Origin of the sequence: Pseudarthrobacter sp. AL07, from assembly GCF_029960665.1 — a bacterium.
Classification (GTDB): Bacteria; Actinomycetota; Actinomycetes; order Actinomycetales; family Micrococcaceae; genus Arthrobacter.
In genome coordinates, this window is sequence record NZ_JASBRB010000003.1 from 164,302 (window position 1) to 189,954 (window position 25,653).

19 protein-coding genes, 1 tRNA gene and 1 pseudogene are annotated in these 25,653 nt (G+C 62.8%); 4 read left to right on the forward strand and 17 right to left on the reverse strand.

Annotation, left to right across the window (positions count from 1 at the left end; all coding sequences use genetic code 11):
- Positions 1–142 precede the first annotated feature (142 nt).
- The 6 genes from fusA to QK290_RS04420 all read right to left on the reverse strand — a co-directional run bounded on the left by fusA (position 143) and on the right by QK290_RS04420 (position 11,797).
- On the reverse strand, positions 143–2,257 hold the full coding sequence (gene fusA, locus QK290_RS04395) for an elongation factor G (protein WP_185261229.1): 2,115 nt from the start codon (positions 2,255–2,257) through the stop codon (positions 143–145).
- A 69-nt stretch (positions 2,258–2,326) separates the two neighbouring features.
- Positions 2,327–2,797 (reverse strand): 30S ribosomal protein S7, encoded by a 471-nt coding sequence (gene rpsG, locus QK290_RS04400; RefSeq protein WP_011692813.1) that lies wholly within the window; start codon positions 2,795–2,797, stop codon positions 2,327–2,329.
- 1 nt (position 2,798) lies between these two features.
- The gene (gene rpsL / locus QK290_RS04405) at positions 2,799–3,173 is read right to left on the reverse strand and encodes a 30S ribosomal protein S12 (RefSeq protein WP_011692814.1); all 375 of its coding nucleotides are present in this window, start codon (positions 3,171–3,173) and stop codon (positions 2,799–2,801) included.
- A 334-nt stretch (positions 3,174–3,507) separates the two neighbouring features.
- The gene (locus QK290_RS04410; RefSeq protein WP_185261230.1) at positions 3,508–7,407 is read right to left on the reverse strand and encodes a DNA-directed RNA polymerase subunit beta'; all 3,900 of its coding nucleotides are present in this window, start codon (positions 7,405–7,407) and stop codon (positions 3,508–3,510) included.
- A gap of 105 nt (positions 7,408–7,512) precedes the next feature.
- A complete protein-coding gene (gene rpoB, locus QK290_RS04415) occupies positions 7,513–11,031 on the reverse strand; it encodes a DNA-directed RNA polymerase subunit beta (RefSeq protein WP_185261231.1) in 3,519 nt (1,172 codons plus the stop codon).
- A 295-nt stretch (positions 11,032–11,326) separates the two neighbouring features.
- Positions 11,327–11,797 (reverse strand): hypothetical protein, encoded by a 471-nt coding sequence (locus QK290_RS04420; RefSeq protein ID WP_282329482.1) that lies wholly within the window; start codon positions 11,795–11,797, stop codon positions 11,327–11,329.
- A gap of 221 nt (positions 11,798–12,018) precedes the next feature.
- Here QK290_RS04420 and QK290_RS04425 point away from each other — a divergent pair, with 221 nt between their 5' ends.
- Positions 12,019–13,218, forward strand: coding sequence for an acetyl-CoA C-acetyltransferase (locus QK290_RS04425; RefSeq protein WP_282329483.1), 1,200 nt, complete (start codon positions 12,019–12,021; stop codon positions 13,216–13,218).
- Between the two features lie 16 nt (positions 13,219–13,234).
- Positions 13,235–13,732 (forward strand): YbaK/EbsC family protein, encoded by a 498-nt coding sequence (locus tag QK290_RS04430; protein WP_282329484.1) that lies wholly within the window; start codon positions 13,235–13,237, stop codon positions 13,730–13,732.
- Between the two features lie 123 nt (positions 13,733–13,855).
- Here the strand turns inward: QK290_RS04430 and rplL are convergent, their stop codons facing one another.
- From rplL to QK290_RS04475, 9 genes are all read right to left on the reverse strand, one after another.
- A complete protein-coding gene (rplL, locus tag QK290_RS04435) occupies positions 13,856–14,233 on the reverse strand; it encodes a 50S ribosomal protein L7/L12 (protein ID WP_056344416.1) in 378 nt (125 codons plus the stop codon).
- An 80-nt stretch (positions 14,234–14,313) separates the two neighbouring features.
- Complete coding sequence (gene rplJ, locus QK290_RS04440) at positions 14,314–14,913, reverse strand: 50S ribosomal protein L10 (protein ID WP_282329485.1); 600 nt, start codon at positions 14,911–14,913, stop codon at positions 14,314–14,316.
- Between the two features lie 296 nt (positions 14,914–15,209).
- The gene (locus tag QK290_RS04445) at positions 15,210–16,328 is read right to left on the reverse strand and encodes a GNAT family N-acetyltransferase (protein ID WP_282329629.1); all 1,119 of its coding nucleotides are present in this window, start codon (positions 16,326–16,328) and stop codon (positions 15,210–15,212) included.
- Positions 16,329–16,336: 8 nt separating this feature from the next.
- Positions 16,337–17,455 (reverse strand): GNAT family N-acetyltransferase, encoded by a 1,119-nt coding sequence (locus QK290_RS04450; protein WP_282329486.1) that lies wholly within the window; start codon positions 17,453–17,455, stop codon positions 16,337–16,339.
- 114 nt (positions 17,456–17,569) lie between these two features.
- Positions 17,570–18,277, reverse strand: coding sequence for a 50S ribosomal protein L1 (gene rplA / locus QK290_RS04455; RefSeq protein WP_282329487.1), 708 nt, complete (start codon positions 18,275–18,277; stop codon positions 17,570–17,572).
- A 142-nt stretch (positions 18,278–18,419) separates the two neighbouring features.
- Positions 18,420–18,851 (reverse strand): 50S ribosomal protein L11, encoded by a 432-nt coding sequence (rplK, locus tag QK290_RS04460; RefSeq protein ID WP_024365990.1) that lies wholly within the window; start codon positions 18,849–18,851, stop codon positions 18,420–18,422.
- A 130-nt stretch (positions 18,852–18,981) separates the two neighbouring features.
- Entirely contained in the window at positions 18,982–19,863 is an 882-nt protein-coding gene (gene nusG / locus QK290_RS04465; RefSeq protein WP_282329488.1) for a transcription termination/antitermination protein NusG, read from the reverse strand.
- 116 nt (positions 19,864–19,979) lie between these two features.
- The gene (gene secE, locus QK290_RS04470) at positions 19,980–20,264 is read right to left on the reverse strand and encodes a preprotein translocase subunit SecE (RefSeq protein ID WP_282329489.1); all 285 of its coding nucleotides are present in this window, start codon (positions 20,262–20,264) and stop codon (positions 19,980–19,982) included.
- An 81-nt stretch (positions 20,265–20,345) separates the two neighbouring features.
- Positions 20,346–20,418, reverse strand: a tRNA-Trp gene (locus tag QK290_RS04475).
- A 276-nt stretch (positions 20,419–20,694) separates the two neighbouring features.
- Between QK290_RS04475 and QK290_RS04480 the strand changes: the two genes are divergently transcribed.
- On the forward strand, positions 20,695–21,912 hold the full coding sequence (locus tag QK290_RS04480; RefSeq protein WP_282329490.1) for a pyridoxal phosphate-dependent aminotransferase: 1,218 nt from the start codon (positions 20,695–20,697) through the stop codon (positions 21,910–21,912).
- A gap of 84 nt (positions 21,913–21,996) precedes the next feature.
- Here QK290_RS04480 and QK290_RS04485 read toward each other — a convergent pair.
- Together QK290_RS04485 and QK290_RS04490 are read right to left on the reverse strand one after the other, a co-directional pair.
- A pseudogene (locus QK290_RS04485) lies at positions 21,997–22,678 on the reverse strand (response regulator transcription factor).
- Positions 22,675–24,108 carry a PspC domain-containing protein gene (locus QK290_RS04490; protein ID WP_282329491.1) on the reverse strand — a complete coding sequence of 478 codons (1,434 nt, stop codon included), beginning with the start codon at positions 24,106–24,108 and terminating at the stop codon, positions 22,675–22,677. Before QK290_RS04490 ends, QK290_RS04485 begins: the two are co-directional and overlap by 4 nt.
- A 125-nt stretch (positions 24,109–24,233) precedes the next feature.
- On the opposite strand from QK290_RS04490, the gene QK290_RS04495 reads away from it, so the two are divergent.
- Positions 24,234–25,652 carry a PspC domain-containing protein gene (locus QK290_RS04495; protein ID WP_282329492.1) on the forward strand — a complete coding sequence of 473 codons (1,419 nt, stop codon included), beginning with the start codon at positions 24,234–24,236 and terminating at the stop codon, positions 25,650–25,652.
- Position 25,653: the final 1 nt, after the last annotated feature.

Genomic DNA, 25,653 nt, shown 5'->3' on the forward strand with positions numbered 1-25,653 from the left:
CAGATTCAGGAACTAATACTAGTCCCTCGAGCCTGTTCGTGCAGGTGGCCGGGGCCCGGCTTGACCGGACCCGGCCACCTGCACCAGGTGAGCTTCCGTGAACCGGAAACGCACCCGAGTTTTTGCTGCGAAAGTCGGAAGACTACTCGCCGCGGTTCTTCTGGATGATCTCGTCAGCAAATGCCTTCGGGACCTCCGCGTAGCTGTGGAACGTCATGGAGTACACAGCGCGGCCCTGGGTCTTCGAACGCAGGTCACCGATGTAGCCGAACATGCCGGACAGCGGGACGTGCGCACGGATGACCTTGACACCCTGTGCATCTTCCATGGACTGCATCTGGCCACGGCGGGAGTTGAGGTCACCGATTACTTCACCCATGTATTCCTCAGGGGTGCGGACCTCTACATCCATCAGCGGTTCGAGCAGGATGGGGTTCGCCTTGCGTGCGGCTTCCTTGAAAGCCATACGCCCGGCGATCTTGAACGCCATTTCCGAAGAGTCAACATCGTGGTAAGCGCCGTCAATCAGCGTCGCCTTGATGCCGACAACCGGGTAACCAGCCAGGACGCCGTCGTTCAGTGCATCCTGGATACCGGCGTCAACCGACGGGATGTATTCGCGCGGAATACGGCCACCGGTGACCTTGTTCTCGAACTCGTAGAGCTCGCCTTCGGAAGTGTCCAGCGGCCCAATGGCAATCTGGATCTTTGCGAACTGACCCGAACCACCGGTCTGCTTCTTGTGCGTGTAGTCGTGACGCGCAACAACATTCTTGATGGTTTCGCGGTAAGCGACCTGCGGCTTGCCGACGTTAGCCTCGACCTTGAACTCGCGGCGCATGCGGTCCACCAGGATATCCAGGTGGAGCTCGCCCATGCCGGCGATGATGGTCTGACCGGTGTCCTCGTTGAGGGAGACCTGGAAGGTCGGGTCCTCAGCAGAGAGCTTCTGGATAGCCAGTGAGAGCTTCTCCTGGTCACCCTTGGTGTTCGGTTCGATGGCAACCGAGATCACGGGCTCCGGGAAGCTCATGGACTCGAGGACAATCTGGTTCGCGGAGTCACACAGGGTGTCGCCCGTGGTTGTGTCCTTCAGCCCGATCGCTGCGTAGATGTGGCCCGCGGTAGCGCCCTCAACGGGCATTTCCTTGTTGGCGTGCATCTGGAACAGCTTGCCGATGCGCTCCTTCTTGCCCTTGGTGGAGTTGACCACCTGAGCACCCGCTTCGACGTGACCGGAGTACACGCGGATGAAGGTGAGCTGGCCGAAGAACGGGTGCGCAGCAATCTTGAACGCCAGAGCCGAGAACGGCTCCTCGGAGGAAGGCGCGCGCGTGAGTTCCTTCTCTTCGTCGCGAGGATCGTGACCGATCATCGGCGGGACGTCGAGCGGGTTCGGCAGGTAGTCAACCACGGCGTCAAGCATCGGCTGAACGCCGCGGTTCTTGAACGCGGAGCCACAGAAGACCGGGTAGAGCTCAGAGTTGATCGTCATCTTGCGGATGCCGGCCTTGAGCTCCTCGACGGTGAGTTCTTCACCCTCAAGGTACTTCTCCATGAGCTCTTCGGTAGCGTCAGCCACCGTCTCAACGAGGGCAGCCCGGTATTCCTTGGCCTTCTCCAGCAGATCCGCGGGGATCTCCTGAACTTCGTACTTGGCACCCATGGTGACGTCACCCTTGGAGTCGCCAGGCCAGACCAGCGCGCGCATTTCCAGGATGTCGACGACGCCGACGAAGTCGTTCTCGGCACCGATCGGCAGCTGCATAACGAGCGGCTTGGCACCGAGGCGGCTGATGATGGTATCTACCGTGTAGTAGAAATCAGCACCGAGCTTGTCCATCTTGTTGACGAAGCAGATACGCGGAACGTTGTACTTGTCAGCCTGGCGCCACACGGTCTCGGACTGGGGCTCGACACCTTCTTTACCATCGAACACGGCGACGGCGCCGTCGAGGACGCGCAGTGAGCGCTCAACCTCGACGGTGAAGTCAACGTGGCCGGGGGTGTCAATGATGTTGATCTGGTTGTTGTCCCAGAAGCAGGTCACGGCGGCAGACGTGATGGTGATGCCGCGTTCCTTTTCCTGTTCCATCCAGTCAGTCGTCGAAGCGCCGTCGTGCGTTTCGCCGATCTTGTGGTTCACACCTGTGTAGAACAGAATGCGCTCGGTGGTGGTGGTCTTGCCGGCATCGATGTGAGCCATGATGCCGATGTTGCGGACCTTACTAAGGTCTGTAAGCACGTCCTGTGCCACGGTGTCTCCCTTTCGGATGGACTACGCGTTCGCCGCCGGCTCAGTCGAGCCGGCGGCGTCCGGGAAGTATTACCAGCGGTAGTGTGCGAAGGCCTTGTTGGACTCGGCCATCTTGTGGGTGTCTTCGCGACGCTTCACAGCGGCACCGAGACCGTTGGAGGCATCCAGGATTTCGTTCTGGAGGCGCTCGGTCATGGTCTTTTCACGGCGGGCCTTGGAGTAGCCAACCAGCCAACGCAGGGCGAGGGCGGTGGAGCGGCCCGGCTTGACCTCAACCGGAACCTGGTAGGTAGCGCCACCAACGCGGCGTGAGCGGACCTCGAGGGAAGGCTTGACGTTCTCCATGGCCTTCTTGAGGGCTGCTACGGGGTCGCCGCCGGACTTGGCGCGGGCGCCTTCGAGGGCACCGTAAACAATGCGCTCTGCGGTGGACTTCTTACCGTCAACCAGCACCTTGTTGATCAGCTGGGTTACCAGCGGGGAGCCGTAAACGGGATCTAGTACGAGCGGCCGCTTGGGGGCCGGACCCTTGCGAGGCATATTACTTCTTCTCCATCTTTGCGCCGTAGCGGCTGCGTGCCTGCTTACGGTTCTTCACACCCTGGGTATCGAGGGCGCCACGGACGATCTTGTAACGGACACCGGGGAGGTCCTTCACGCGACCGCCGCGAACGAGCACAATGGAGTGCTCCTGCAGGTTGTGGCCGACACCGGGGATGTAAGCGGTAACTTCAACGCCACCGTTGAGGCGCACACGTGCAACCTTACGAAGAGCCGAGTTCGGCTTCTTGGGGGTGGTGGTGTAAACGCGGGTGCAAACACCGCGGCGCATCGGGCTGCCGTTAAGCGCGGGAGCCTTGGTCTTTTTGACCTTAGGCGTGCGGCCCTTACGGACCAGCTGGTTAATCGTAGGCACTCTCGTGTTCTCCGTTGGTTTGATCTCTACCTTCACGCTCAGGCGCCAGCCTGAACACAATGGTTTTGGCGTTGTTCCTTGCAGCTGCGGCCTCTGGAAACTTGCGTAGGCGTGCAAAAGTGTGGCATTCGTTGCGCACCTTACCCGCAACCCGGAAACAAGCTCCACCCAGCATCATGAGAACAAAACCAAAATGATGCTGCGGCGGCCTTCATCCACTGCCACACAGAACAATTACCCAAAGTTTAGCACGGCTGGACCCGGGCCCTTAATCGGGTGTAGGCGAAAGGCCCCGCCTCCACCAAGTGGAGACGGGGCCTTTCACCGCAATCGACTAGCGGAAATCGTTGCCGAGATCGTAGTCATCCAGCGGGATGGCGTGGAACTCAGGAGCTCCGTCGCCGCCCAGGGAGTCGTACGAGAAGTCACTGAACGCGCTGGGGCCGGTGAACAGGTTGGCCTTCGCTTCCTCAGTGGGCTCTACGGTGACCTCGGTGTAGCGCGGGAGACCCGTGCCGGCCGGGATCAGCTTACCGATGATGACGTTCTCCTTGAGGCCAAGCAGCGGGTCGCTCTTGCCTTCCATGGCCGCCTGCGTCAGGACGCGGGTGGTCTCCTGGAAGGAAGCTGCCGACAGCCAGGACTCGGTGGCCAGGGACGCCTTGGTGATGCCCATGAGCTCAGGACGTCCGGAAGCCGGAGTCTTGCCCTCGGACACAACGCGGCGGTTGGCGTCCTCGAAGCGGCTGCGCTCGGCGAGTTCGCCGGGGAGCAGATCCGATTCGCCGGACTCGATGACCGTGACGCGGCGCAGCATCTGGCGAACGATAACCTCGACGTGCTTGTCGTGGATACCGATACCCTGGCTGCGGTACACGCCCTGGACCTCGTCCACCAGGAACTTCTGCGCGGCACGGGGACCCATGATGCGCAGTACCTGCTTGGGATCCACCGGACCGTTGATGAGCTTCTGGCCTACTGTGACGTGCTCGCCATCCTCGATGAGGAGGCGTGAACGACGCAGCACCGGGTAGGCGATCTCTTCAGAGCCGTCATCCGGAGTGATGACCAGGCGCATCTGACGCTCGGACTCTTCGATGGCGATTCGGCCGGCTGCTTCAGCAATCGGCGCGACACCCTTCGGAGTACGGGCTTCGAAGAGCTCCTGGATACGGGGCAGACCCTGGGTGATGTCGTCGCCACCGCTGGCGGAAACAGCACCACCGGTGTGGAACGTACGCATGGTCAGCTGGGTACCGGGCTCACCGATGGACTGTGCGGCGATGATGCCGACAGCCTCGCCGATGTCCACGGTCTTGCCCGTGGCCAGTGAACGGCCGTAGCACAGGGCGCAGGTGCCGACGCTGGACTCACAGGTGAGTACGGAGCGGACCTTGACCTCGGTGATGCCGGCTGCGAACAGTTCAGCGATCACGACGTCGCCGCAGTCGGTGCCGCCGGCTGCAAGGACATTGCCCTTGGAGTCCACAACATCAACAGCGAGCGTGCGGGCGTAGGCGCTGTTCTCGACGTTCTCATCCAGGACCAGCTCGCCGTTGGCGTCCGGCACGGCGATTGCCGTAACCAGGCCGCGCTCGGTGCCGCAGTCCTCTTCGCGGACGATAACGTCCTGCGACACGTCCACCAGACGACGGGTCAGGTAACCCGAGTTGGCGGTACGCAGCGCAGTGTCAGCCAGACCCTTACGGGCACCGTGCGTGGCGATGAAGTATTCCAGCACCGACAGGCCCTCGCGGTACGAGGACTTGATTGGACGCGGGATGATTTCACCCTTGGGGTTGGCCACCAGGCCACGGATACCCGCGATCTGACGAACCTGCATCCAGTTACCACGTGCACCGGAGGACACCATGCGGTTGATGGTGTTCATCGGCGACAGGTTGTCACGCATTACCTGGGCGATCTCGTTGGTTGCCTTGTTCCAGATCTCGATCAGTTCCTGGCGACGCTCGTCGTCGTCGATCAGGCCCTTGTCGTACTGGCCCTGGATCTTGGCCGCCATGGTTTCGTAGCCGGCGAGGATCCGCGGCTTGTCCTTGGGTACCTCGATGTCCGAGATGGCGACGGTAACGCCGGACCGGGTGGCCCAGTAGAAACCGGCGTCCTTCAGGTTGTCCAGCGTTGCCGCCGTGACCACCTTCGGGTAGCGCTCGGCGAGATCGTTGACGATCGTGGACAGTTCGCCCTTGTCCGCAACGTTCTCAACCCACGGGTAATCCGCCGGCAGCGTCTGGTTGAAAATGACCTGTCCCAGGGAGGTCTGGACGATCACCGGCTGGCCGGCTTCCCAGCCTTCCGGAGCTTCCCAGCCCGCGTACGGAACGAAGCCTTCGAGACGGATCCTGACCTGCGAGTTCAAGTGCAGCTCGCGGAGGTCGTAGGCCATGATGGCTTCGGAAACCGAGGAGAAGACGCGGCCTTCGCCAGCTGAACCGACACGCTTGGTGGTCAGGTGGTAGAGACCGATGATCATATCCTGCGAAGGCAGGGTGACCGGGCGGCCGTCGGACGGCTTCAGGATGTTGTTCGAGGACAGCATCAGGATGCGTGCCTCAGCCTGGGCCTCGGGGCTCAGCGGCAGGTGGACTGCCATCTGGTCGCCGTCGAAGTCAGCGTTGAAGGCGCCACAAACCAGCGGGTGGAGCTGGATTGCCTTGCCTTCAACAAGCTGCGGTTCGAACGCCTGGATGCCAAGGCGGTGCAGGGTGGGTGCACGGTTGAGCAGCACCGGGTGTTCGGTGATGATCTCTTCCAGCACGTCCCAGACCTGCGGACGGTAACGCTCGACCATGCGCTTGGCCGACTTGATGTTCTGTGCGTGGTTGAGGTCAACCAGTCGCTTCATCACGAACGGTTTGAAGAGCTCCAGTGCCATCTGCTTGGGCAGACCACACTGGTGCAGCTTCAGCTGCGGGCCGACGACGATGACCGAACGGCCGGAGTAGTCAACGCGCTTGCCGAGAAGGTTCTGGCGGAAACGACCCTGCTTGCCCTTGAGCATGTCGGACAGGGACTTCAGCGGACGGTTGCCAGGACCGGTGACCGGACGGCCGCGACGGCCGTTGTCGAAGAGGCTGTCAACAGCTTCCTGAAGCATGCGCTTCTCGTTGTTGACGATGATCTCCGGGGCACCGAGATCGAGCAGGCGCTTGAGGCGGTTGTTGCGGTTGATCACACGACGGTAGAGGTCGTTAAGGTCGGAAGTCGCGAAGCGGCCACCGTCCAGCTGGACCATCGGGCGCAGTTCCGGCGGGATCACCGGAACTGCGTCCAGCACCATGCCCAGCGGGCTGTTGTTGGTAGTCAGGAACGCGTTGACCACCTTCAGGCGCTTCAGGGCGCGGGTCTTGCGCTGGCCCTTGCCGTTGGCAATGATGTCGCGCAGCAGGTCAGACTCGGCCTGCATGTCGAAGTTCTCAAGACGCTTCTTGATCGCTTCGGCACCCATGGAGCCTTCGAAGTACATGCCGTAGCGGTCGCGCAGCTCGCGGTAGAGGCCTTCGTCGCCTTCGAGGTCTGCGACCTTCAGGTTCTTGAAACGGTCCCAGACCTGCTCGAGGCGTTCGATCTCGGCATCGGCACGCTTACGCACGTTAGCCATCTGACGGTCTGCGGAGTCGCGGGCCTTCTTCTTGTCGGCGGCCTTGGCACCTTCACCTTCGAGGCGCGCGATCTCATTTTCGAGGTCACGGGCAATCGTGGCGATGTCGGAGTCGCGGTTGTCGATCAGCTGCTTCTTCTCGATGTCGTGCTCAACCTGCAGGTTGGGCAGTTCCTCGTGGCGGCTGTCGGCGTCGACGCTGGTGATCATGTAGGCAGCGAAGTAGATGACCTTTTCGAGGTCCTTCGGCGCCAGGTCAAGGAGGTAGCCCAGACGGGACGGAACACCCTTGAAGTACCAGATGTGCGTGACCGGGGCGGCCAGCTCAATGTGGCCCATGCGCTCACGGCGGACCTTCGCACGGGTGACTTCAACGCCACACCGCTCGCAAATGATGCCCTTGAAGCGCACACGCTTGTACTTACCGCAGTAGCATTCCCAGTCACGGGAAGGGCCGAAGATCTTCTCGCAGAAGAGGCCGTCCTTCTCGGGCTTGAGTGTGCGGTAGTTGATGGTTTCCGGCTTCTTAACCTCGCCGTAAGACCAGCCACGGATGTCATCCGCGGTGGCGAGGCCGATCTGCATGAGGCCGAAGGAGGATTCGCTGGACATATGGTCCCTGTTCTCTCTTGTTCTCTAAATTCTGAAGTCTTGGTTACGGGAAGAGGGAGGTGATGTCCGACGGCGGGTGGTCACCCGCCGTCGGACATCAACCTGCTAAACCTCTTCTACGGAACTGGGCTCTGCACGAGACAGATCGATGCCCAGTTCTTCCGCAGCCGTGAAGACTGCGTCATCAGAGTCACGCATTTCAATTGTGGTTCCGTCCGTGGAGAGTACTTCCACGTTCAGGCACAGTGACTGCATTTCTTTGATCAAGACCTTGAAGGACTCAGGAACGCCCGGCTCGGGGATGTTCTCGCCCTTGACGATTGCTTCGTAGACCTTGACACGACCGTGAATATCATCCGACTTGATGGTGAGGAGTTCCTGGAGTGTGTACGCGGCGCCATAAGCTTCCAGCGCCCACACTTCCATCTCACCGAAGCGCTGGCCACCGAACTGTGCCTTACCACCCAGCGGCTGCTGCGTGATCATGGAGTACGGGCCAGTGGAACGGGCGTGGATCTTGTCGTCCACCAGGTGGTGGAGCTTCAGGATGTACATGTAGCCGACCGAGATCGGATCCGGGAACGGCTCGCCGGAGCGGCCGTCGAAGAGGCGGGTCTTGCCTGAGGAGTTGATCAGGCGGTCGCCGTCGCGGGTGACGTTGGTGGAGTCCAGCAGACCCGTGATTTCCTCTTCACGGGCGCCATCGAACACCGGCGTTGCAACAGTGGTTGAGCCACTCTCGCGCGGCAGGTTCGGCAGCTGCTTCATCCACTCGGGCTCGCCTTCGATCTTCCAACCGGTCTTGGCAACCCAGCCGAGGTGCGTTTCCAGCACCTGACCGACGTTCATACGGCCCGGAACACCCAGCGGGTTCAGGACGATATCCACGGGGGTACCGTCGGCAAGGAAGGGCATGTCCTCGATCGGGAGGATCTTGGAGATAACACCCTTGTTGCCGTGACGGCCAGCGAGCTTGTCACCGTCGGTGATCTTGCGCTTGGCGGCCACGTAGACGCGCACCAGCTGGTTCACGCCCGGGGGCAGTTCATCGTCGTTGTCGCGGTCGAAGACGCGCACGCCGATGACGGTGCCGGACTCGCCGTGCGGAACCTTCAGGGAGGTGTCGCGCACTTCGCGGGACTTCTCACCGAAGATGGCACGCAGCAGGCGCTCTTCCGGGGTCAGCTCGGTTTCACCCTTCGGGGTGACCTTTCCGACCAGGATGTCGCCGGCTTCAACTTCGGCACCGATGTGGATGATGCCGCGCTCGTCCAGGCCTGCCAGGACTTCCTCGGACACGTTGGGGATGTCACGGGTGATTTCCTCGGCACCAAGCTTGGTGTCGCGGGCATCGATCTCGTGCTCCTCGATGTGGATGGAGGAAAGTACGTCCTCGGCAACAATGCGCTGCGAGAGGATGATGGCGTCCTCGAAGTTGTGGCCTTCCCATGACATGAATGCCACGAGCAGGTTCTTACCGAGGGCGAGTTCGCCCTGGTCCGTTGCCGGACCGTCGGCGATGATGCCGCCGACCTCGAGGCGCTGGCCTTCGTTCACCAGGACACGGTTGTTGTAGCAGTTGCCCTGGTTGGAGCGTGCGAACTTGTTGATGCGGTAGTTGGTTTCCGTACCGTCGTCGTTGAGCATGATGACGAGCTCAGCGGAAACCTCGGTAACCACACCGGCCTTCTTCGCGATGGTGACATCACCGGCGTCGACGGCGGCGGCGCGCTCCATGCCGGTGCCCACGAACGGGGCTTCGGAACGGACCAGCGGCACGGCCTGGCGCTGCATGTTGGCACCCATGAGTGCGCGGTTAGCATCGTCATGCTCGAGGAACGGGATCAGTGCCGTAGCCACGGACACCATCTGGCGCGGGGAAACGTCCATGAACTCGACCTCGCCGGCGGGAACGAGCACAGGCTCGCCTCCACCACCACGGGCGCGGACCAGGACGGTCTCTTCTGCGAACTTCTTGTTCTCGTCCAGCGGAGCGTTGGCCTGAGCGATCAGGACCTCTGCCTCGTCGTCGGCCGTGAGGTACTGGACCTCATCGGAGACAACGCCTTCAGCGACGAGACGGTAAGGAGTCTCGATGAAGCCGAACGGGTTGATGCGGCCGTAGGATGCCAGCGAACCGATCAGACCAATGTTCGGGCCTTCAGGGGTTTCGATGGGGCACATACGTCCGTAGTGGGACGGGTGAACGTCTCGAACTTCCATGCCTGCGCGGTCACGGGACAGACCACCCGGGCCAAGCGCGGACAAACGGCGCTTGTGGGTCAGACCCGAGAGCGGGTTGTTCTGGTCCATGAACTGCGACAGCTGGGACGTTCCGAAGAACTCCTTGATGGCTGCAACAACAGGGCGGATGTTGATCAGTGTCTGCGGCGTGATTGCCTCGACGTCCTGGGTGGTCATGCGCTCGCGGACAACGCGCTCCATACGGGACAGGCCCGTGCGGACCTGGTTCTCGATGAGCTCGCCGACGGCGCGGATACGACGGTTGCCGAAGTGATCGATGTCATCGATATCAACGCGCAGCTCGTGGTCCTGGCCATCACGCTTGCCCGTGAGGGTCTTCTCGCCAGCGTGCAGGGCAACCAGGAACTTGATCATGGCCACGATGTCTTCAACGTGCAGGACCGAAGCTTCCTTGTCGCCAAGGGAGCGGTCGATGCCAAGCTTGCGGTTGATCTTGTAACGGCCAACCTTGGCCAGATCGTAGCGCTTGGAGTTGAAGTACAGGTTGTCCAGGAGGGACTGGGCAGCCTCGACTGTGGGCGGCTCGCCCGGTCGCAGCTTCCGGTAGATGTCCAGCAACGCGTCTTCGCGGGTCTCGGTGGCGTCCTTCTCCAGCGTTGCGCGCATGGAGTCGTACTGGCCGAACTCTTCGAGGATCTGGCCTTCGGTCCAGCCCAGGGCCTTCAGCAGAACAGTGACGGACTGCTTGCGCTTACGGTCGAGGCGAACGCCGACCTGGTCGCGCTTGTCGATCTCGAGTTCAAACCATGCACCGCGGGACGGGATGATTTTGGCAGTGAAGATGTCCTTATCACTGGTCTTGTCGGCGGTGCGCTCAAAGTAGGCGCCCGGTGAACGGACCAGCTGGGAGACGACCACACGCTCGGTGCCGTTGACGACGAAGGTGCCCTTCTCCGTCATGAGGGGGAAGTCGCCCATGAACACGGTCTGCTGCTTGATTTCGCCCGTGTTGTTGTTCATGAACTCGGCCTTGACGTACAGCGGTGCCGAATACGTTGCGTCCCGGTCCTTGCACTCGGCCATGGTGTACTTCGGGTCAGCGAACTCCGGATCGGAGAAGCTCAGGGACATGGTGCCCTGGAAGTCCTCGATCGGGGAGATCTCTTCAAAGATGTCCGACAGTCCGGACGAGGTGGCGACACTGAGATCGTTTTCTTCGACGGCCTTCGCTACGCGGGCCTGCCAGCGTTCGTTTCCGACCAGCCAGTCGAAGCTGTCCGTCTGCAGGGCAAGGAGATTCGGAACGTCCAGCGGTTCGTGAATCTTTGCGAATGAGAGCCGGCGCGTGGCACCATCAGTGCTGTTTGATTCGATAGCGGTGGCAGTGTTATTTACATTAGAGGTGCTCGAGGCGACCAAGAGGGATCCTTCCACAGACCTTCAGGCGTTTTCAGATCTCCCCCGCTATGCACCCTGCGGAATGACTCCGCAGTGCTACCATCCGGTTCCGCTATATGACCCGGGCCGGGGCTTTCCATACAATGACGTTGTTGACGGCACGTTGATGGTCAGCTGCCAGGCAAAGCCCACCGCTATATGAAGGCTGAAGGTAAACAGGGAAGACGCAAATATCTACGATACGGCAAAACCAATTACGTGTCTACCCCACAACCGGACTTATTGCAAGCACCGATTTTTTGTACCGGAAGAGGCGTCAGAGGCGCAGCGTAACGCCCGCTGCTGTGCATTCGCCCGCGTTGGCGAACACGGCGTCACGCACGCCATCCTTTGATTCCTGCTCGGGCGCGGCGCCCTTCTTAACTGCCGATGAGTGGTCAAGCGCCAGGCCGCTGAGTGAGGTAAACAGTCCCACCAGGTTCCCGGACACTGTTTCTTTGGCGTCCTGCGCGGCAAAGTAGATGTCCTCGTAGGCGCTGGAATCGTCCCGGATAGTCCTGTACTCGGCGTAGAGCGAGTTGAACGTCTCGCAGGCTGCCTTTATGCCCCGGGCCTGGGGTGCGGCCGACGGACTGAAAGAGCGCGACGGCGACGCAGTGGAGGGCACTGAAGTGGACACAGTGGGGGCTGCTGTTGATGAAGAGATGTCCGGCGCGGGAGTGGCAACGCTGCAGGCCGTGAGTCCCGCGAGGCTGGCTATGGCTGCCGCGGCGACGATTTTCTTCAAGATGCTGCTCCCTGTTTTTGCGTTGCTCTGATGCTTTCGTCTTCGCCGTCCACCCTACGCACCGCCGCGACCACGCGCACACCCGGCGGATGGGTAGTTCTCCCCTATTGGCCGTGCCGTCACCACTGGAATCTCCGGGACCCATTCGGCGTTTGGATTAATGGGTGACATGCCTCACGGTAGCCTTGGAAGTACATCGATTCAGAGCGGAAGAGATCACAATGGGCAACTCCAACGACAATACTGACGTTGTTATCCTGGCTGGTGCGCGCACGCCGCAGGGCCGGCTCAACGGGCAACTGGCGAGCTTCACCGCCGTCGAACTCGGAGCGCACGCGATCAGGTCCGCGGTCGCCGCGAGCGGCGTGCAGGCCGGCCAGGTGGATGCCGTCATCATGGGCCAGGTCCTGCAGGCCGGTGCCGGTCAGAACCCCGCACGCCAGAGCGCCATTGGCGCAGGGATTGGCTGGAACGTTCCTGCTCTCACCATCAACAAGGTGTGCCTGTCCGGGCTGACCGCGGTGATCGACGCCGCCAGGATGATCCGCAGCGGCGACGCCACGGTGGTGGTGGCCGGTGGCCAGGAATCCATGTCCCGCGCGCCCCACCTCCTGCCGGGTTCGCGCCAGGGCTGGACCTACGGCGCCATCCAGGCGCTGGATGTCGCTGCGCACGATGGACTCACGGATGCGTTCGATGGCCAGTCCATGGGGCTGTCCACCGAAACCAAGAACCTGACGCTGGGCATCGACCGGACCTCGCAGGACAACGTTGCCGCCCAATCGCACCAGCGTGCCGCGCTGGCGGGAAAGAACGGCGTCTTCGACGACGAGATCGCGCCCATCAGCGTCAAGCAGCGCAAGGGCGATCCCATTATTGTCTCCACCGATGAAGGCGTACGGCCGAACACGTCCGTCGAGTCCCTGTCCGGGCTGCGGGCCGCCTTCGTCAGCGAGGGAACCATCACGGCCGGCAACTCCTCTCCCCTGTCCGACGGCGCCTCCGCGCTGGTGCTGGCGTCGCGCCGGTTCGCGGAGGAGAACGGGCTGGAATACCTGGCTGTGGTGGGGAAGCCCGGCCAGGTTGCCGGCCCGGACAACTCCCTGCATTCGCAGCCGTCCCACGCCATCATGAACGCTCTGCAGCGGGCGGAATGGACCACTGCCGACCTGGACTTCATCGAAATTAACGAAGCATTCGGTTCGGTCGCAGTGCAGTCGCTGAAAGACCTGGACTACCCGCTGGAAAAGTGCAACATCCACGGCGGCGCCATTGCGCTGGGCCACCCGATCGGGGCGTCCGGTGCGCGGTTGGCGCTGCACGCGGCCCACGAACTTAAACGGCGTGGCAGCGGTAAGGCCGCGGTCTCCCTGTGCGGCGGCGGCGGTCAGGGTGAAGCCCTGCTGCTGTACCGCGACTGATGGCGGGCAGGGACTGATGGTGGGGCAGGCCGGCAACCCAAGTGCCGCCGTCGGACGTCAGCGCTTCCTTGCTGACGCCGCCGCGCGCGGCCTGGCCGTGCAGATTGTGGAGCGCCTCGCTGTGCGGAGCCTCGAGGAGGCTGCCGGGATCCTGGGCATCACGCCGGCGGAAATCGTGAAGTCCCTGGTGGTCAAACACAAGGACGGAACGTTCCTGTTCGCGCTGATTCCGGGTGACCGGCAAATCTCGTGGCCAAAACTGCGGACCCTGGTGGGCGTCAACAAACTCTCATTGCCGCCCGCGGACGTAGCGCTCGACGCGACCGGATACGAACGCGGGACCATCACGCCGCTCGGCAGCACCACCGCCTGGCCGGTGTACGCGGACGCCACCATTGCCGGACGCCGGATCTCCATGGGCGCCGGCGAACACGGCTACAGCGCCTTTGTGGACGCCGACGCCCTTACCGCAGCCCTGGGCGCCGTTGTCGCCGATATCTCCGAACCGAACTAGCAACGCGGGGTCACTTACGGCCTATCAATGGGCACTTCATGGGCCATATGTGACCCCGCGTTGGGTTAAACGCAGGAAACCCCGCCCACCGAAGTGGACGGGGTTTCCGTGAAGCGGCGTGAGTTACTTGAGGGTAACGGTTGCGCCGGCAGCCTGGAGCTGCTCCACTGCCTTCTCGGCAGCTTCCTTCGTGACGCCTTCGAGAACAGCCTTCGGAGCGCTGTCAACAACGTCCTTAGCTTCCTTCAGACCCAGGGAAGTGATTGCGCGAACTTCCTTGATCACTGCGATCTTCTTTTCGCCAGCTGATTCGAGGATAACGTCGAATTCAGTCTGCTCTTCAGCTTCTTCAGCTGCGCCGCCACCGGCGGGGCCAGCAACAGCAACTGCAGCTGCAGTAACTTCGAAGGTCTCTTCGAAGAGCTTGACGAACTCGGAGAGCTCGATGATGGTCAGTTCCTTGAAAGCTTCAATGAGCTCTTCGTTGGTGAGCTTCGCCATGGTGTGGCGTCCTTCCTATAGGTGGTGCTTGGCGGCCTGGGCCATTGCCTTCACACCGGAGTCTGGTGGGTGAAGAGAAACTAGTTCTCTTCGGCAGCGGGTGCTTCGGCGGGAGCCTCTGCAGCTGCTTCGGGGGCTTCGTCTGCGGCCGGAGCATCTTCCGCGGCGGGAGCCTCGGCTGCTGCCGGTGAACCGTTCGCTTCTTCGAGCTTGAGGCGCAGTGCGTCAATGGTGCGTGCAGCGGCGGCAGCAGGAGCCTTGAGGATGCCTGCAACCTTTGCGAGCTGCAGCTCGCGGGACTCGAGTGCTGCCAGGGCAGCGACTTCGCTCGCGTTCAGTGCCTTGCCCTCGAAGTAACCGGTCTTGATGACCAGCTGCTTGTTGGCCTTGGCAAAATCCGTCAGGCTCTTGGCAGCGGCAACTGCGTCACCCTTGATGAACGCGATTGCAGTGGGGCCGGAGAGCTGGTCGTTGAATGCTTCGACACCAGCTTCCTTGGCTGCAATTGCGGTCAGGGTGTTCTTGACGACCGAGAACTTGGTGTCCTGGCCGAGAGAAACACGCAGCTGCTTGAGCTGTGCAACGGTGAGCCCACGGTATTCGGTCAGGACAGCGGCGTTCGATTCCTTGAAATCGTTAGTGATCTCAGCTACTGCTGAAACCTTTGTAGGCGTTGCCATAACCCTCCTTCCGGGGATAGTGCCGGTATGCGACGGGCCCCGCTCAGATGAGCTAAAACTAAAAAACGCCCCGCGCAGATGCACGGGGCTTGGCTCGACACGGCTTTCACTGTGGAGCGTTGCTTCGTTCACCTGCGCCGGCCGCCCTATGTTCAGGGTCCTTCGTCCAGAAATACATTTGGCCTCCCGCACACAACTGCAGAGTTGAGCTGCGCTCAGGAGAATGGATTTCCAACAACCGACGGTCTTTGGTAGTTCAAGCTTACGGGACGGGCCGCCGGACCACCAAATCGGCCTCAGCTCTTACTGGTCCCCAGGTCTGGGAGCTCTTTTTGCCAGATGCCGGTCACGCCGGCCGTGGTGAAGCCCAGCTGCTGGTTGACAGTCAGCAGGTACCTGTTCTCGGGGGCGTTCCAGGTGTAGATGACCCGGGCGTCCGGGAACTGCTCGGTGAGCCGCTCCATGTTGGCCACCTTGATCAAAAGCCCCAGCTTGTTCCCGCGGTGTTCCTGCAGGACCAGGGTGTCGTCCTGGAACACCACATCGGGCCGGTGGGCCAGGACGCTGATAGTGGTCAGGCCCACCAGTGCCCCGGTGGCCAGATGCTCAACGGCGGTCACCACCGTCCGCCTCCCCTGCGCGATGGTGGCCTCTTCGGCCCCGCGGAGGATACCGCCGTCGAACACCATGTCCTGGTCTATGGGGGGCTCAAGGGCAGGATCGACGTCGGCGCCCGCCTGGTTCTCGAGCACGGCTACGGCTTCCAGCCACTCATCCGGGCAGCGGTCAGTCCAGTGATGGAGCCGGTACCGCCCGTTGTTGGCTTCATCAGCCTCGGCCTGGAGATCGGCCACGAGCTTGGTGTCCAAGGGCAGTGCACAGGCGCTGAACTGTTCGATGTGCTGCAGCGTGTAGCCCGTCCGGCGCGCGAATTCGACTTCCCGGCTTTCCAGCGGCACAAAGCCCTGGCCTGAACCCGGCACCAGCTGGGCAGCCTCGAACTCGTGCAGGGACGCGCCGGGATGGTTGGTGTCAACGAGGATCATGGTACGGCCCTCGCTGCGCGCCAGGTGTTCGGCCGCGAGGAGCAGTTTGCGGCCCACCCCCTGGCGCTGGAATTCCGGCAGGATGTCCAGCGTGAACTCCGCCGTGTCCAGGTTGTCCGTCAGCGGCAGGGCAATGTCCACCGTGCCGATGATCCGATCCCCGGCCTTGGCCACCAAGATAATCTGGCGCTCATAGGGATCGGCCAGCTCAAGGAGCTTCTCCAGTGGCGTGTAAGCGAGGTCATCAGTGCCCCAGGTCTGCATCCGGACTTTGCGGCCCACCTCGACGGCAGCCAAAAAATCCGTTGCGTCAGGCGCGTCCAAGGTATCCGGGATCCACAGCTGCTCGATCCGTACGTCTTCTGCCATCAGGTGCGTCATCCCAGCCGTTTCTGCCATTCGCCCTCATAACCAGCAGGTGTGAATCCAAGCAAACTATTTATCGCCAGCATATGCCGGTTTTCCACAGCGTTCCATGTCAGCACCGATCGCGCCGTGGGCCACCGATGCTGGGCCGCCCGCAGGTTCGCTGTCTTGACCAGCAATCCCAGCCTCTGGCCGCGGTGCTCGGACGCGACCAGCGTGTCCTGCTGGGCAATGCTCGCAGGAATGCCCGGCCGCCAGTTCGCGACCGTGTAGGCCACCAGCTTGCCGGTAGGCCTGTGCAGCGCCGCCGCGACCTGGCTCTGCACGCCGCCGCGGCTGCTCGACTGCTCCTCCTGCCGGACCCTGACAGGGTCCCAGTCCTCAGCTTCCCAGTCCAGGCCGGCGATAGGGACGTCCGTGCTCATCCGGTTCTTGAGGACTGCGTATTCCACCACGAGTTCGTCAGGACACCGATCAGACCAGCCCACCAGGGTGTATCCGGTTGCCCGTGAAGATGCCTCCAGCTCCAGTGCATCGAGTTGGTTCGCCGGGACCGGCAGCGTGAGCCGGCTGGCCCTCTCCACCTGCTCGAGCTCGTAACCCGCACCGTCCGCAAAGGCCACGGCAGGGTTATCTGCGGGCAGCCCGCCCGCTCCCGATTTGGCGGGAATCAGCAGGGTGTCCTTATCCCCTGTCCCGGAGGGCAGCTCACAGTAGGCATTAAAAGAAGTGCGGCCGTTGTCCGCGGCAACAGCCTCGGCATGTTCCAGCAGCTTCCGGCCCCAGCCCTGCCGCCGAAAGGCTGCCGCCACGTCCACCAGGATCCCTGCCGTGGACGTGTTTTCGCGTAGGGGCAGGGTTACGGAGCAGGTGCCCACGGTTTGCTGGCCAAGCCGTGCGATGACGAGCCGGCGATCCTCGTACTGATTACCGCGCCAGTATTCCAGGCTCTCCATGGCTGTGGGGCAGCGGTCCAGGTCGCCCCATTTCTCCAGTTCGTGTTTCTCGCGCAAGGCGTGGCACTCGTGAAAGTCCATCAAGCCGGCGGTGCCGCCGGCACTGTGGTGCGTCCCGGCGTCGAGCGCTGCAGGAATGGCGACTGCGGTGATCTTCAGCTGCTGGCCGGTCATGCCCCCAACCTAACCATCCGGACGGTTCAGCGGGGTAAACCAAAGGACCGCCCGGCGCAGTGCCGGACGGTCCCAGGGTGTGCCGGAATGAACCGGCGGAAGTGCTGCTGAGGACTAGGCCTCGGTCAGGACCTTCGTGACGTTGGGGTCGACGGAGATGCCGGGACCGAACGTGGTGGCCACGGTGGCCTTCTGGATGTAGCGGCCCTTGGAAGCGGACGGCTTCAAACGAAGCACCTCTTCCAGTGCTGCTGCGTAGTTCTCGGCCAGCTTGAGGGCGTCGAAGGAGACCTTGCCGATGATGAAGTGCAGGTTCGAGTGCTTGTCGACGCGGAAGTCGATCTTGCCACCCTTGATGTCGTTGACAGCCTTGGCAACATCTGCGGTCACGGTGCCGGTCTTCGGGTTCGGCATCAGGTTACGGGGACCCAGGACCTTACCAAGACGGCCAACCTTGCCCATGAGGTCAGGGGTGGCAACGGCTGCATCGAAGTCGGTCCAGCCGGCTGCGATTTTTTCGATCAGGTCATCGGAACCAACGAAGTCGGCGCCGGCAGCGATTGCTGCCTCAGCCTTGTCGCCCGTTGCGAAAACCAGTACGCGGGAGACCTTACCCGTGCCGTGGGGCAGGATAACGGTGCCGCGGACCATCTGGTCAGCCTTGCGAGGGTCAACGCCCAGGCGGAAGGCAACCTCAACGGTGGCGTCGAACTTGGACGGGTTGGTGTCCTTGGCGAGCGTTACTGCCTCGAACGGCGCGTAGAAGTTCTCCGCGTCGATCTTGGCGGCTGCTGCCTCATATGCTTTGCTGCGCTTTGCCATGCTGCTTATTTCTCCTTGTGCAGTTGTGGTCTACGGACCGCGCTGGGCCCTGCCACAGCCGAGGATCCTGAATGGATCCTGCGACATTACGGTTTGTGCCGGTTGTCCGGCAGTGGTGCCGGCTTCCCGACGGTGAAGGCTTTTAGCCTTCTACGGTGATACCCATGGAGCGGGCGGTACCGGCGATGATCTTCGCTGCGCCTTCGAGGCTGGTGGCGTTGAGATCTTCCATCTTGGTGGTGGCGATCTCGTTGACCTGGGCCTGAGTCAGCTTGGCAACCTTGACGGTGTGCGGGGTGGGTGAACCCTTGGCAACGCCTGCAGCCTTCTTGATGAGCTCTGCAGCCGGCGGGGTCTTGGTGATGAACGTGAAGGAACGGTCTTCGTAGACCGTGATTTCCACGGGGATAACGTTTCCGCGCTGGGCTTCTGTGGCAGCGTTGTACGCCTTGCAGAATTCCATGATGTTGACACCGTGCTGGCCAAGTGCAGGACCGATCGGCGGGGCCGGGTTAGCGGCGCCTGCCTGGATCTGCAGCTTGATGAGGCCGGTGACCTTCTTCTTGGGAGCCAATGTAAGGTCCTTCTCTCAATATCTTCCTGGGACACAGGAGCGTGCCTCAGGTTGGTGGTCGCCATGGCGAGGCGACCGGCCGTTCCGGGGCTGCTAAGCGGGCAGTCCGGAACGAATTCTGTGCGGGTTATTAGATCTTGCTGACCTGGTTGAATGCCAGCGTGACCGGGGTTTCGCGTTCGAAGATCGACACGAGCACCACGAGGGTCTGGGATTCCACCTTGATCTCGGAGATCGTGGCGGGAAGGGTCTCGAACGGACCTTCCTTGACGATGACCGATTCGCCGACCTCGAAGTCGATGTCGACCTGGGCGGCAGCGTGCTTGACGGGCTTGCCCTTTTCGGCCTGCTCTTCTTCGAAGACCGGCGCGAGCATGGAGAAGACTTCGTCGAGGCGCAGCGGCACCGGGTTGTGGGCGTTGCCCACGAAGCCGGTAACGCCGGGGGTGTGGCGGACGGCGCCCCAGGAGGCATCCGTCAGGTCCATGCGGACCAGGACGTAGCCGGGGATCCGGACGCGGTTGATGACCTTGCGCTGAGCGTTCTTGATCTCAACGACCTCTTCCATGGGCACCTGGATTTCGAAGATGTAATCTTCCATGTCCAGGGTCTGGATGCGGGTCTCAAGGTTGGCTTTGACGCGGTTTTCGTAGCCGGCGTAGGAGTGGATGACGTACCAGTCACCCTCCTGGCGGCGCAGCTTGGCTTTGAATTCGTCGGCGGGGTCAACTTCGGCCTGGGCGGCCGCGGCTGCCAGGGCGTCTGCGTCTGCGTCGTCGCTCTCTGAGTCGCCTTCAGCAGCTTCGCCTTCTACGGCGTCACCTTCTGAATCGGCATCCTCTGGATCGTCTGAATCGTCGGCGGAATCGGCGTCAGCGGAATCGGCGTCAGCGGAATCGGGCGCAGCGGACTCAACCTCGGACTCTTCACCGGCTTCAACCGTGGCGGCCGCCGTGTTGTCCGTGGACTCTTCCAGCTCAGTCTCGGTTACCTCGAGCTCCTGCTCAGACACTTGGTCTCCTGCTTCCTCATTGCCTAACATGCCTATTTAAATGGCTCAATTCCGCACACCGCGTGGATTCTTCCGGTTTACCCGGACAAGGCCACGCGGCCTGCGGACGATATGCCTTAGCGGTCCCCGGGAGCTATCCCGCCGAAGACCCAGCTGACCACGGTTCCAAAACCGATGTCCAGCAGGCTGACGATCACCATCATGATGGCCACGAACACCAGCACCACGAGCGTGTAGTTGATCAGTTCCTTGCGGGTTGGTGCAACAACCTTCTTCAGTTCGCCGATGACCTGGCGCATAAAGAGTGCAATTCGAGCGAAGAAGTTTGCCTTGGCGTCCTTCTTAGCTGGGCGGCCCTTGGAGCTGCTGGCAGCTGTTTCGGTCACCTGTTCCTCGCTCATCTTTGCAATGTTGGATTACCCGGTCCTGATCAGAACCATGGTTGCTGCGCGTGCTCCGGCATTCCGCCGGAACAGCTTGCGCAGGGCAGACAGGACTCGAACCTGCAACCTGCGGTTTTGGAGACCGCTGCGCTACCAATTGCGCCACTACCCTATGGATCGAAAACAGCATCCTAACAAAACTTCCGCAGTTTGCACTGGGGCGCACGTCATCATCCGTGTTTTCAACACCGGAGAACCAGTCTACGCAACAACTTCGTCTACGTCGAACCAGCTTCATTCCGGACCCTCCAATCCTGCCCTGGTGGGTGACTTGACCTGCTGTCACATCCACGCCGGCAGCCCGAACGATCCGCTGAACAGCATAGAGTAGATCACGTCGAATTCCACCATTCAGCCTCCGGGCTGCAAGCGAAGAACGGACCCTGCCATGTCTGCCGCCCGCGTTTCCAAGCGCATTTCCGCTATTGCCGAATCCGCAACCCTGGCCGTTGATGCCAAGGCCAAGGCGCTGAAGGCAGCGGGGCGGCCGGTTATTGGCTTCGGGGCAGGGGAACCGGACTTCCCCACCCCGGACTACATCGTCAAAGCGTCCATCGAGGCCGCCAGCCAGCCCAAGTACCACCGCTACTCCCCCGCCGCCGGACTGCCGGAGCTCAAAAAAGCCATCGCCGAGAAGACGCTCCGCGACTCCGGCTACGCCGTGGATCCGTCCCAGGTCCTGGTGACCAACGGCGGCAAGCAGGCCGTGTACAACACCTTCGCCACGCTGGTGGATCCGGGCGACGAAGTGATTGTCCCCACACCGTTCTGGACCACGTACCCGGAGGCCATCAGGCTCGCCGGCGGTGTTCCCGTTGAGGTGTTCGCCGGACCTGAGCAGGACTACCTGGTCACCGTTGAGCAGCTTGAGGCCGCTGTAACGGACAAGAGCAAGATCCTGCTGTTTGTCTCGCCGTCCAACCCCACCGGCGCCGTGTACAGCCCGGAGCATGTGGCTGAGATCGGCAAGTGGGCCGCAGCCAAGGGGCTCTGGGTGGTCACCGACGAGATCTATGAGCACCTGACCTACGACGGCGTCCCGTTCACCTCGATAGCCACGGCAGCTCCGGAACTCGGCGACAAAGTGGTCATCCTCAATGGCGTGGCCAAGACCTATGCGATGACCGGCTGGCGGGTCGGCTGGATGATCGGCCCGGCCGACGTCATCAAGGCGGCCACCAACCTGCAGTCGCACGCCACGTCCAACGTTTCGAACATCATGCAGATTGCAGCCCTCGCCGCCGTCTCCGGACCGCTGACCGCCGTGGACGAGATGAAGGTGGCGTTTGACCGCCGCCGCAAGGCGATCGTGGCCGGCCTGAATGCGATTGACGGTGTTGAGTGCCCGACGCCGAAGGGTGCGTTCTACGTCTACGCGGACGTCCGTGCGCTGCTGGGGAAGGAATTCCCGACGGCGGCGGGCACCGCAACGCCGTCCACCTCCGCCGAACTCGCTGCTTTGATCCTGGATGAAGTTGAGGTGGCTGTGGTGCCCGGTGAGGCGTTCGGCCCCTCCGGCTACCTGCGGCTCTCCTACGCACTCGGCGACGAGGACCTGGCCACCGGCGTCGCCCGGCTCCAGGACTTCCTGGGCAAAGCCAAGTAGGCCTCCCCGAACAGCATATGCGCTATCACTTTTGGTCCTTATGCACGGCTTATAACCACCAAAAGTGATAGCGCATCTTTGGGGCTAGAGGAGGCGGCGTTCGGCGGCCCACTTGGTCAGCTCGTGCCGGCTGGAGAGCTGGAGTGCGAAGCACCGCTGACACGTGGGTTTCCACGGTTTTGATGCTGATGAACAGCTCTTTGGCCACCTCCTTATAGCTGTAGCCGCGGGCGATCAGGCGCATCACTTCGAGCTCGCGGGCGGAAAGCCTGTCCAGCTCGTCGTCGGCAATGTCCGCCGGAGCGGTGCCAAAGGCGTCCAGCACAAAGCCGGCCAGCCGGGGCGAGAACACGGCGTCGCCGCCGGCCACGCGGAACACCGCGTCGGTGATTTCGGCCCCGGAAATTGTCTTGGTGACGTACCCCCGGGCGCCGGCGCGGATGACCGATACCACGTCCTCGGCGGCGTCGGAGACGCTCAGTGCCAGGAACTTGGTAGTGCCCAGGAGCGCCACGGAACCCGCGATGACTTCCCGGCCACCACCGCCCAGGCCGCCAGGCAGGTGCACATCCAGGAGCACCACCTCCGGACGCTCCTGCGCGATTACAGCGATTGCCTGCTCAACAGTGGCCGCTTCCCCAACAACGAGGATGCTCTGATCGAGGTCAGCTTTGAGCCCCGAACGGAAGATAGCGTGGTCGTCCACGATCACCACCCGGACCGGCTGTGCGGGGCGGATGCCCGCGGTCCCCTGTACGTTGTTCATGATTTTCCTTCCGCGTTGTCCGTTTGGAGCGCCGGCATGCCCAGCCGCACCTCCGTACCGTCCGGCGTGCTGGTTATGGACGCAGATCCACCGTGCCGTTTCATGCGTCCAATGATCGATTCACGGACGCCGAGCCGGTCTTCGGGAACATCCTGCAGGTCGAAGCCCGGACCCCTGTCCTTGATGAAGATTTCTGTGCGTCCATCGGAAACTTCCAGGTAGACAGAGACGGTCCCGCCGCCGTGACGGGACGCATTGAGCATCGCCTCACGGCTGGCCTGGAGCAGCGCCTCGTGGGATTCGGTCATGGCGGTGTCCCCGACGCTGACCACCTCCACGGCGTTGCCGAGGGAGTCTTCCACCTCGGCCGCCGCCGCCTTGATGCGGGCCGAAAGCTGGCCTGCTTCCTTACCGGGGTCCTGGAACAGCCAGCTCCTGAGTTCGCGTTCCTGGGCCCGGGCGAGCCGGAGGACGTCGTGTTCGTTTCCCGCCCGCCGCTGGATCAGGGCGAGGGTCTGGAGGACGGAGTCGTGCAGGTGGGCAGCAATTTCGGCCCGCTCCGTTTCGCGGATCCGGCCCGCGCGCTCTGTTTCCAGGTCCCGCCAGAATTTGAGGGCCCACGGAAGGAGCACCAGAACCACGCCGCCAAGCACCGCCACCGATGCGAGCAGGGCCAGCCAGGTTTGTTCCCAGGATCCGGAACCGGAGACCATTACCAGCACGCCGGCAACCACCAGCGCCAATCCGGCGGCGAGGCGCGCCCAGCCGCCTGCCTGGTCGGCCTTGGTTTTGTCCACGAGCCCGGCACGGCGGGTTTCGTCGAGCTGCATCCAGGCGATGGCTGCACCGCTCAGCACGGCGGCGGCGGGGATGAGGGTCCCCAGGGGCACGTCCACGCCGAGCAGCCGGGCAATCATGATGCCCGCCACCAGGAGGAGCCCGGCGCCCAGCAGCATTTCCTTGCCGTACCGCGTGCGGCGGACCCGGAACCACGGCGACCGCACGGCGGCCGGGTAACCGGCGGGGTAGCCGGCAGGGGGCCCGCCGCCGGAGACACCACTGGGAGCGAAACCGGGGGCGAAAGCACCGGCGTCGGGATTTCCCCACCATGGACCGGCCGCGGGCAGACCGGGCGAGGTCGGCACTGGCGGAGGCCCGGCGCTGAATGCCGGGTCAAGGCTGACGGCCGGCGCAATGGGCGACGCCGGACGCCTGGCGTTGCGGCGGGCGCTTTCGTCTGCGGTGGGGACCATGATCCAGAGCCACGCATAGAAGGCGAACCCGGCGCCGCCGACGAGGGTTGCGAATGCCATGCCGATCCGCACGCTTTTCACCGGCCAGCCCAGATGCGCCGCGAGGCCAGCGCAGACGCCCGCGATGACGCGGTCGCTGCTGCGGACAAGCGGTGGGCGGGTGAGGGCGGGGATCATGTGTCAATCCAAGCACGGATCAGGGTTCCCCGGACCCGATTCCGGCCCGAACCGGGGGGTAACTCAGGGGCGAGTCAGGGTGTTCCCCGGTAGAGCGCCGCCGCGCCGGACGGCAGGATCGAAGTATGAACTCCCAGACCCCTACCCCCGATGATGGCCAGCCCACGGAACCGCTCCCCCCACGCGACCCGCAGACCGGCGCCAAAGCACCGGGCCAGCCGAATGACTTCTTCACCTGGGTCCGGAGCCACGGCATCCAGCGCGGCCGCGACCGGTGGATCGGCGGCGTCTCCAGCGGCATCGCACACCGGATGGGCATTGATCCGCTGATTGTGCGCGGCATCTTCATTGTTCTCACCCTCTTCGCCGGAATCGGCGTCCTTCTCTACGGCCTGGCCTGGGCATTCCTTCCCGAACCCGACGGACGTATCCACGTCCAGGAAGCCGGGGCCGGCCGCTGGTCCAGCGGTATGACAGGCTCGCTGATCACCACCGTGGTGGGGCTCACCGGGCTCGGTGGCGGATTCTGGGGCTGGAGCCGCAACGGCTTCGGCGGATTCCTCTGGACCGTCTTCTGGGTGGGCGGCGCCATCTATTTGATCTACTACCTGACCCAACGCAGCAAGGCCCGGAACGGAGCCCTTATGAACACCACACCGCAGCCGGCCGGCGGAAACTCCGGTTACTCGGCTGCCTATCCCACAATCCCCTACGCCTCGCCGTTCGCGGCGACGGATTCCACCTCCACCCGCACGGCCGGCCCGTCCGGCGGCGGACCTTACCTGCCGGTCCCGCCGTCGAGCGTCAACCCGCCACACGGCGGCGGCAGCTACGGCAGCGGTGGCTCCTACGGCGGGGGCGGTAGCGACGGCGGCTACCAGCCACCGCAGGGTCCGTCCCGGGCACCCAAGGTCCGTCCCTCCGGCCCCGGCGCCCCGGCCGTAGCCATTACAGCCGGAACAGCGCTTCTGGTGGGCGGCGGGCTCAAGGCCCTTAACGCCGGTAACGTGATCAACCTCGGCGACGCCACCAACGCGATCGTCTGGGCCAGCGGCGCAGCGGTCCTGGGCCTGGGCATCCTCATTGCGGGGCTGCGCGGCAGGACGTCAGGAATCCTCGGCTTCTTCGCCGTTGTGGCCCTGGTGATCGGCGGAATCTTCAACGTCGCGGGCAACGGCGACAGGGTCCGCTTCACCCAGGTCGACTGGGCACCCGTCAGCATCGAACAGGCACGGAACGGCTTCGACATCACCGCAGGCCGCGGGACTGTTGACCTCACGGAACTGAACGTCACCGCCCCGCTGGCCTCCGACGTCGTAGTTTCCCTGGACATCACCGCCAGCAACGTCAAGGTGGTCATTCCGGACAACGTCCCCGTAGACATCAGGGCGGACATGACCATGGGCAACCTCACCGAAGGCAACGACCACCGGAGCGGCATCTCCACCCGCGAGAGCAGCTACAACACCGACAAGCCCGGCGCCAAGCTGATCGTGGAGATCGACGGCACCTTCAGCAACGTCACCATCCAGGAAGGGAACTGAC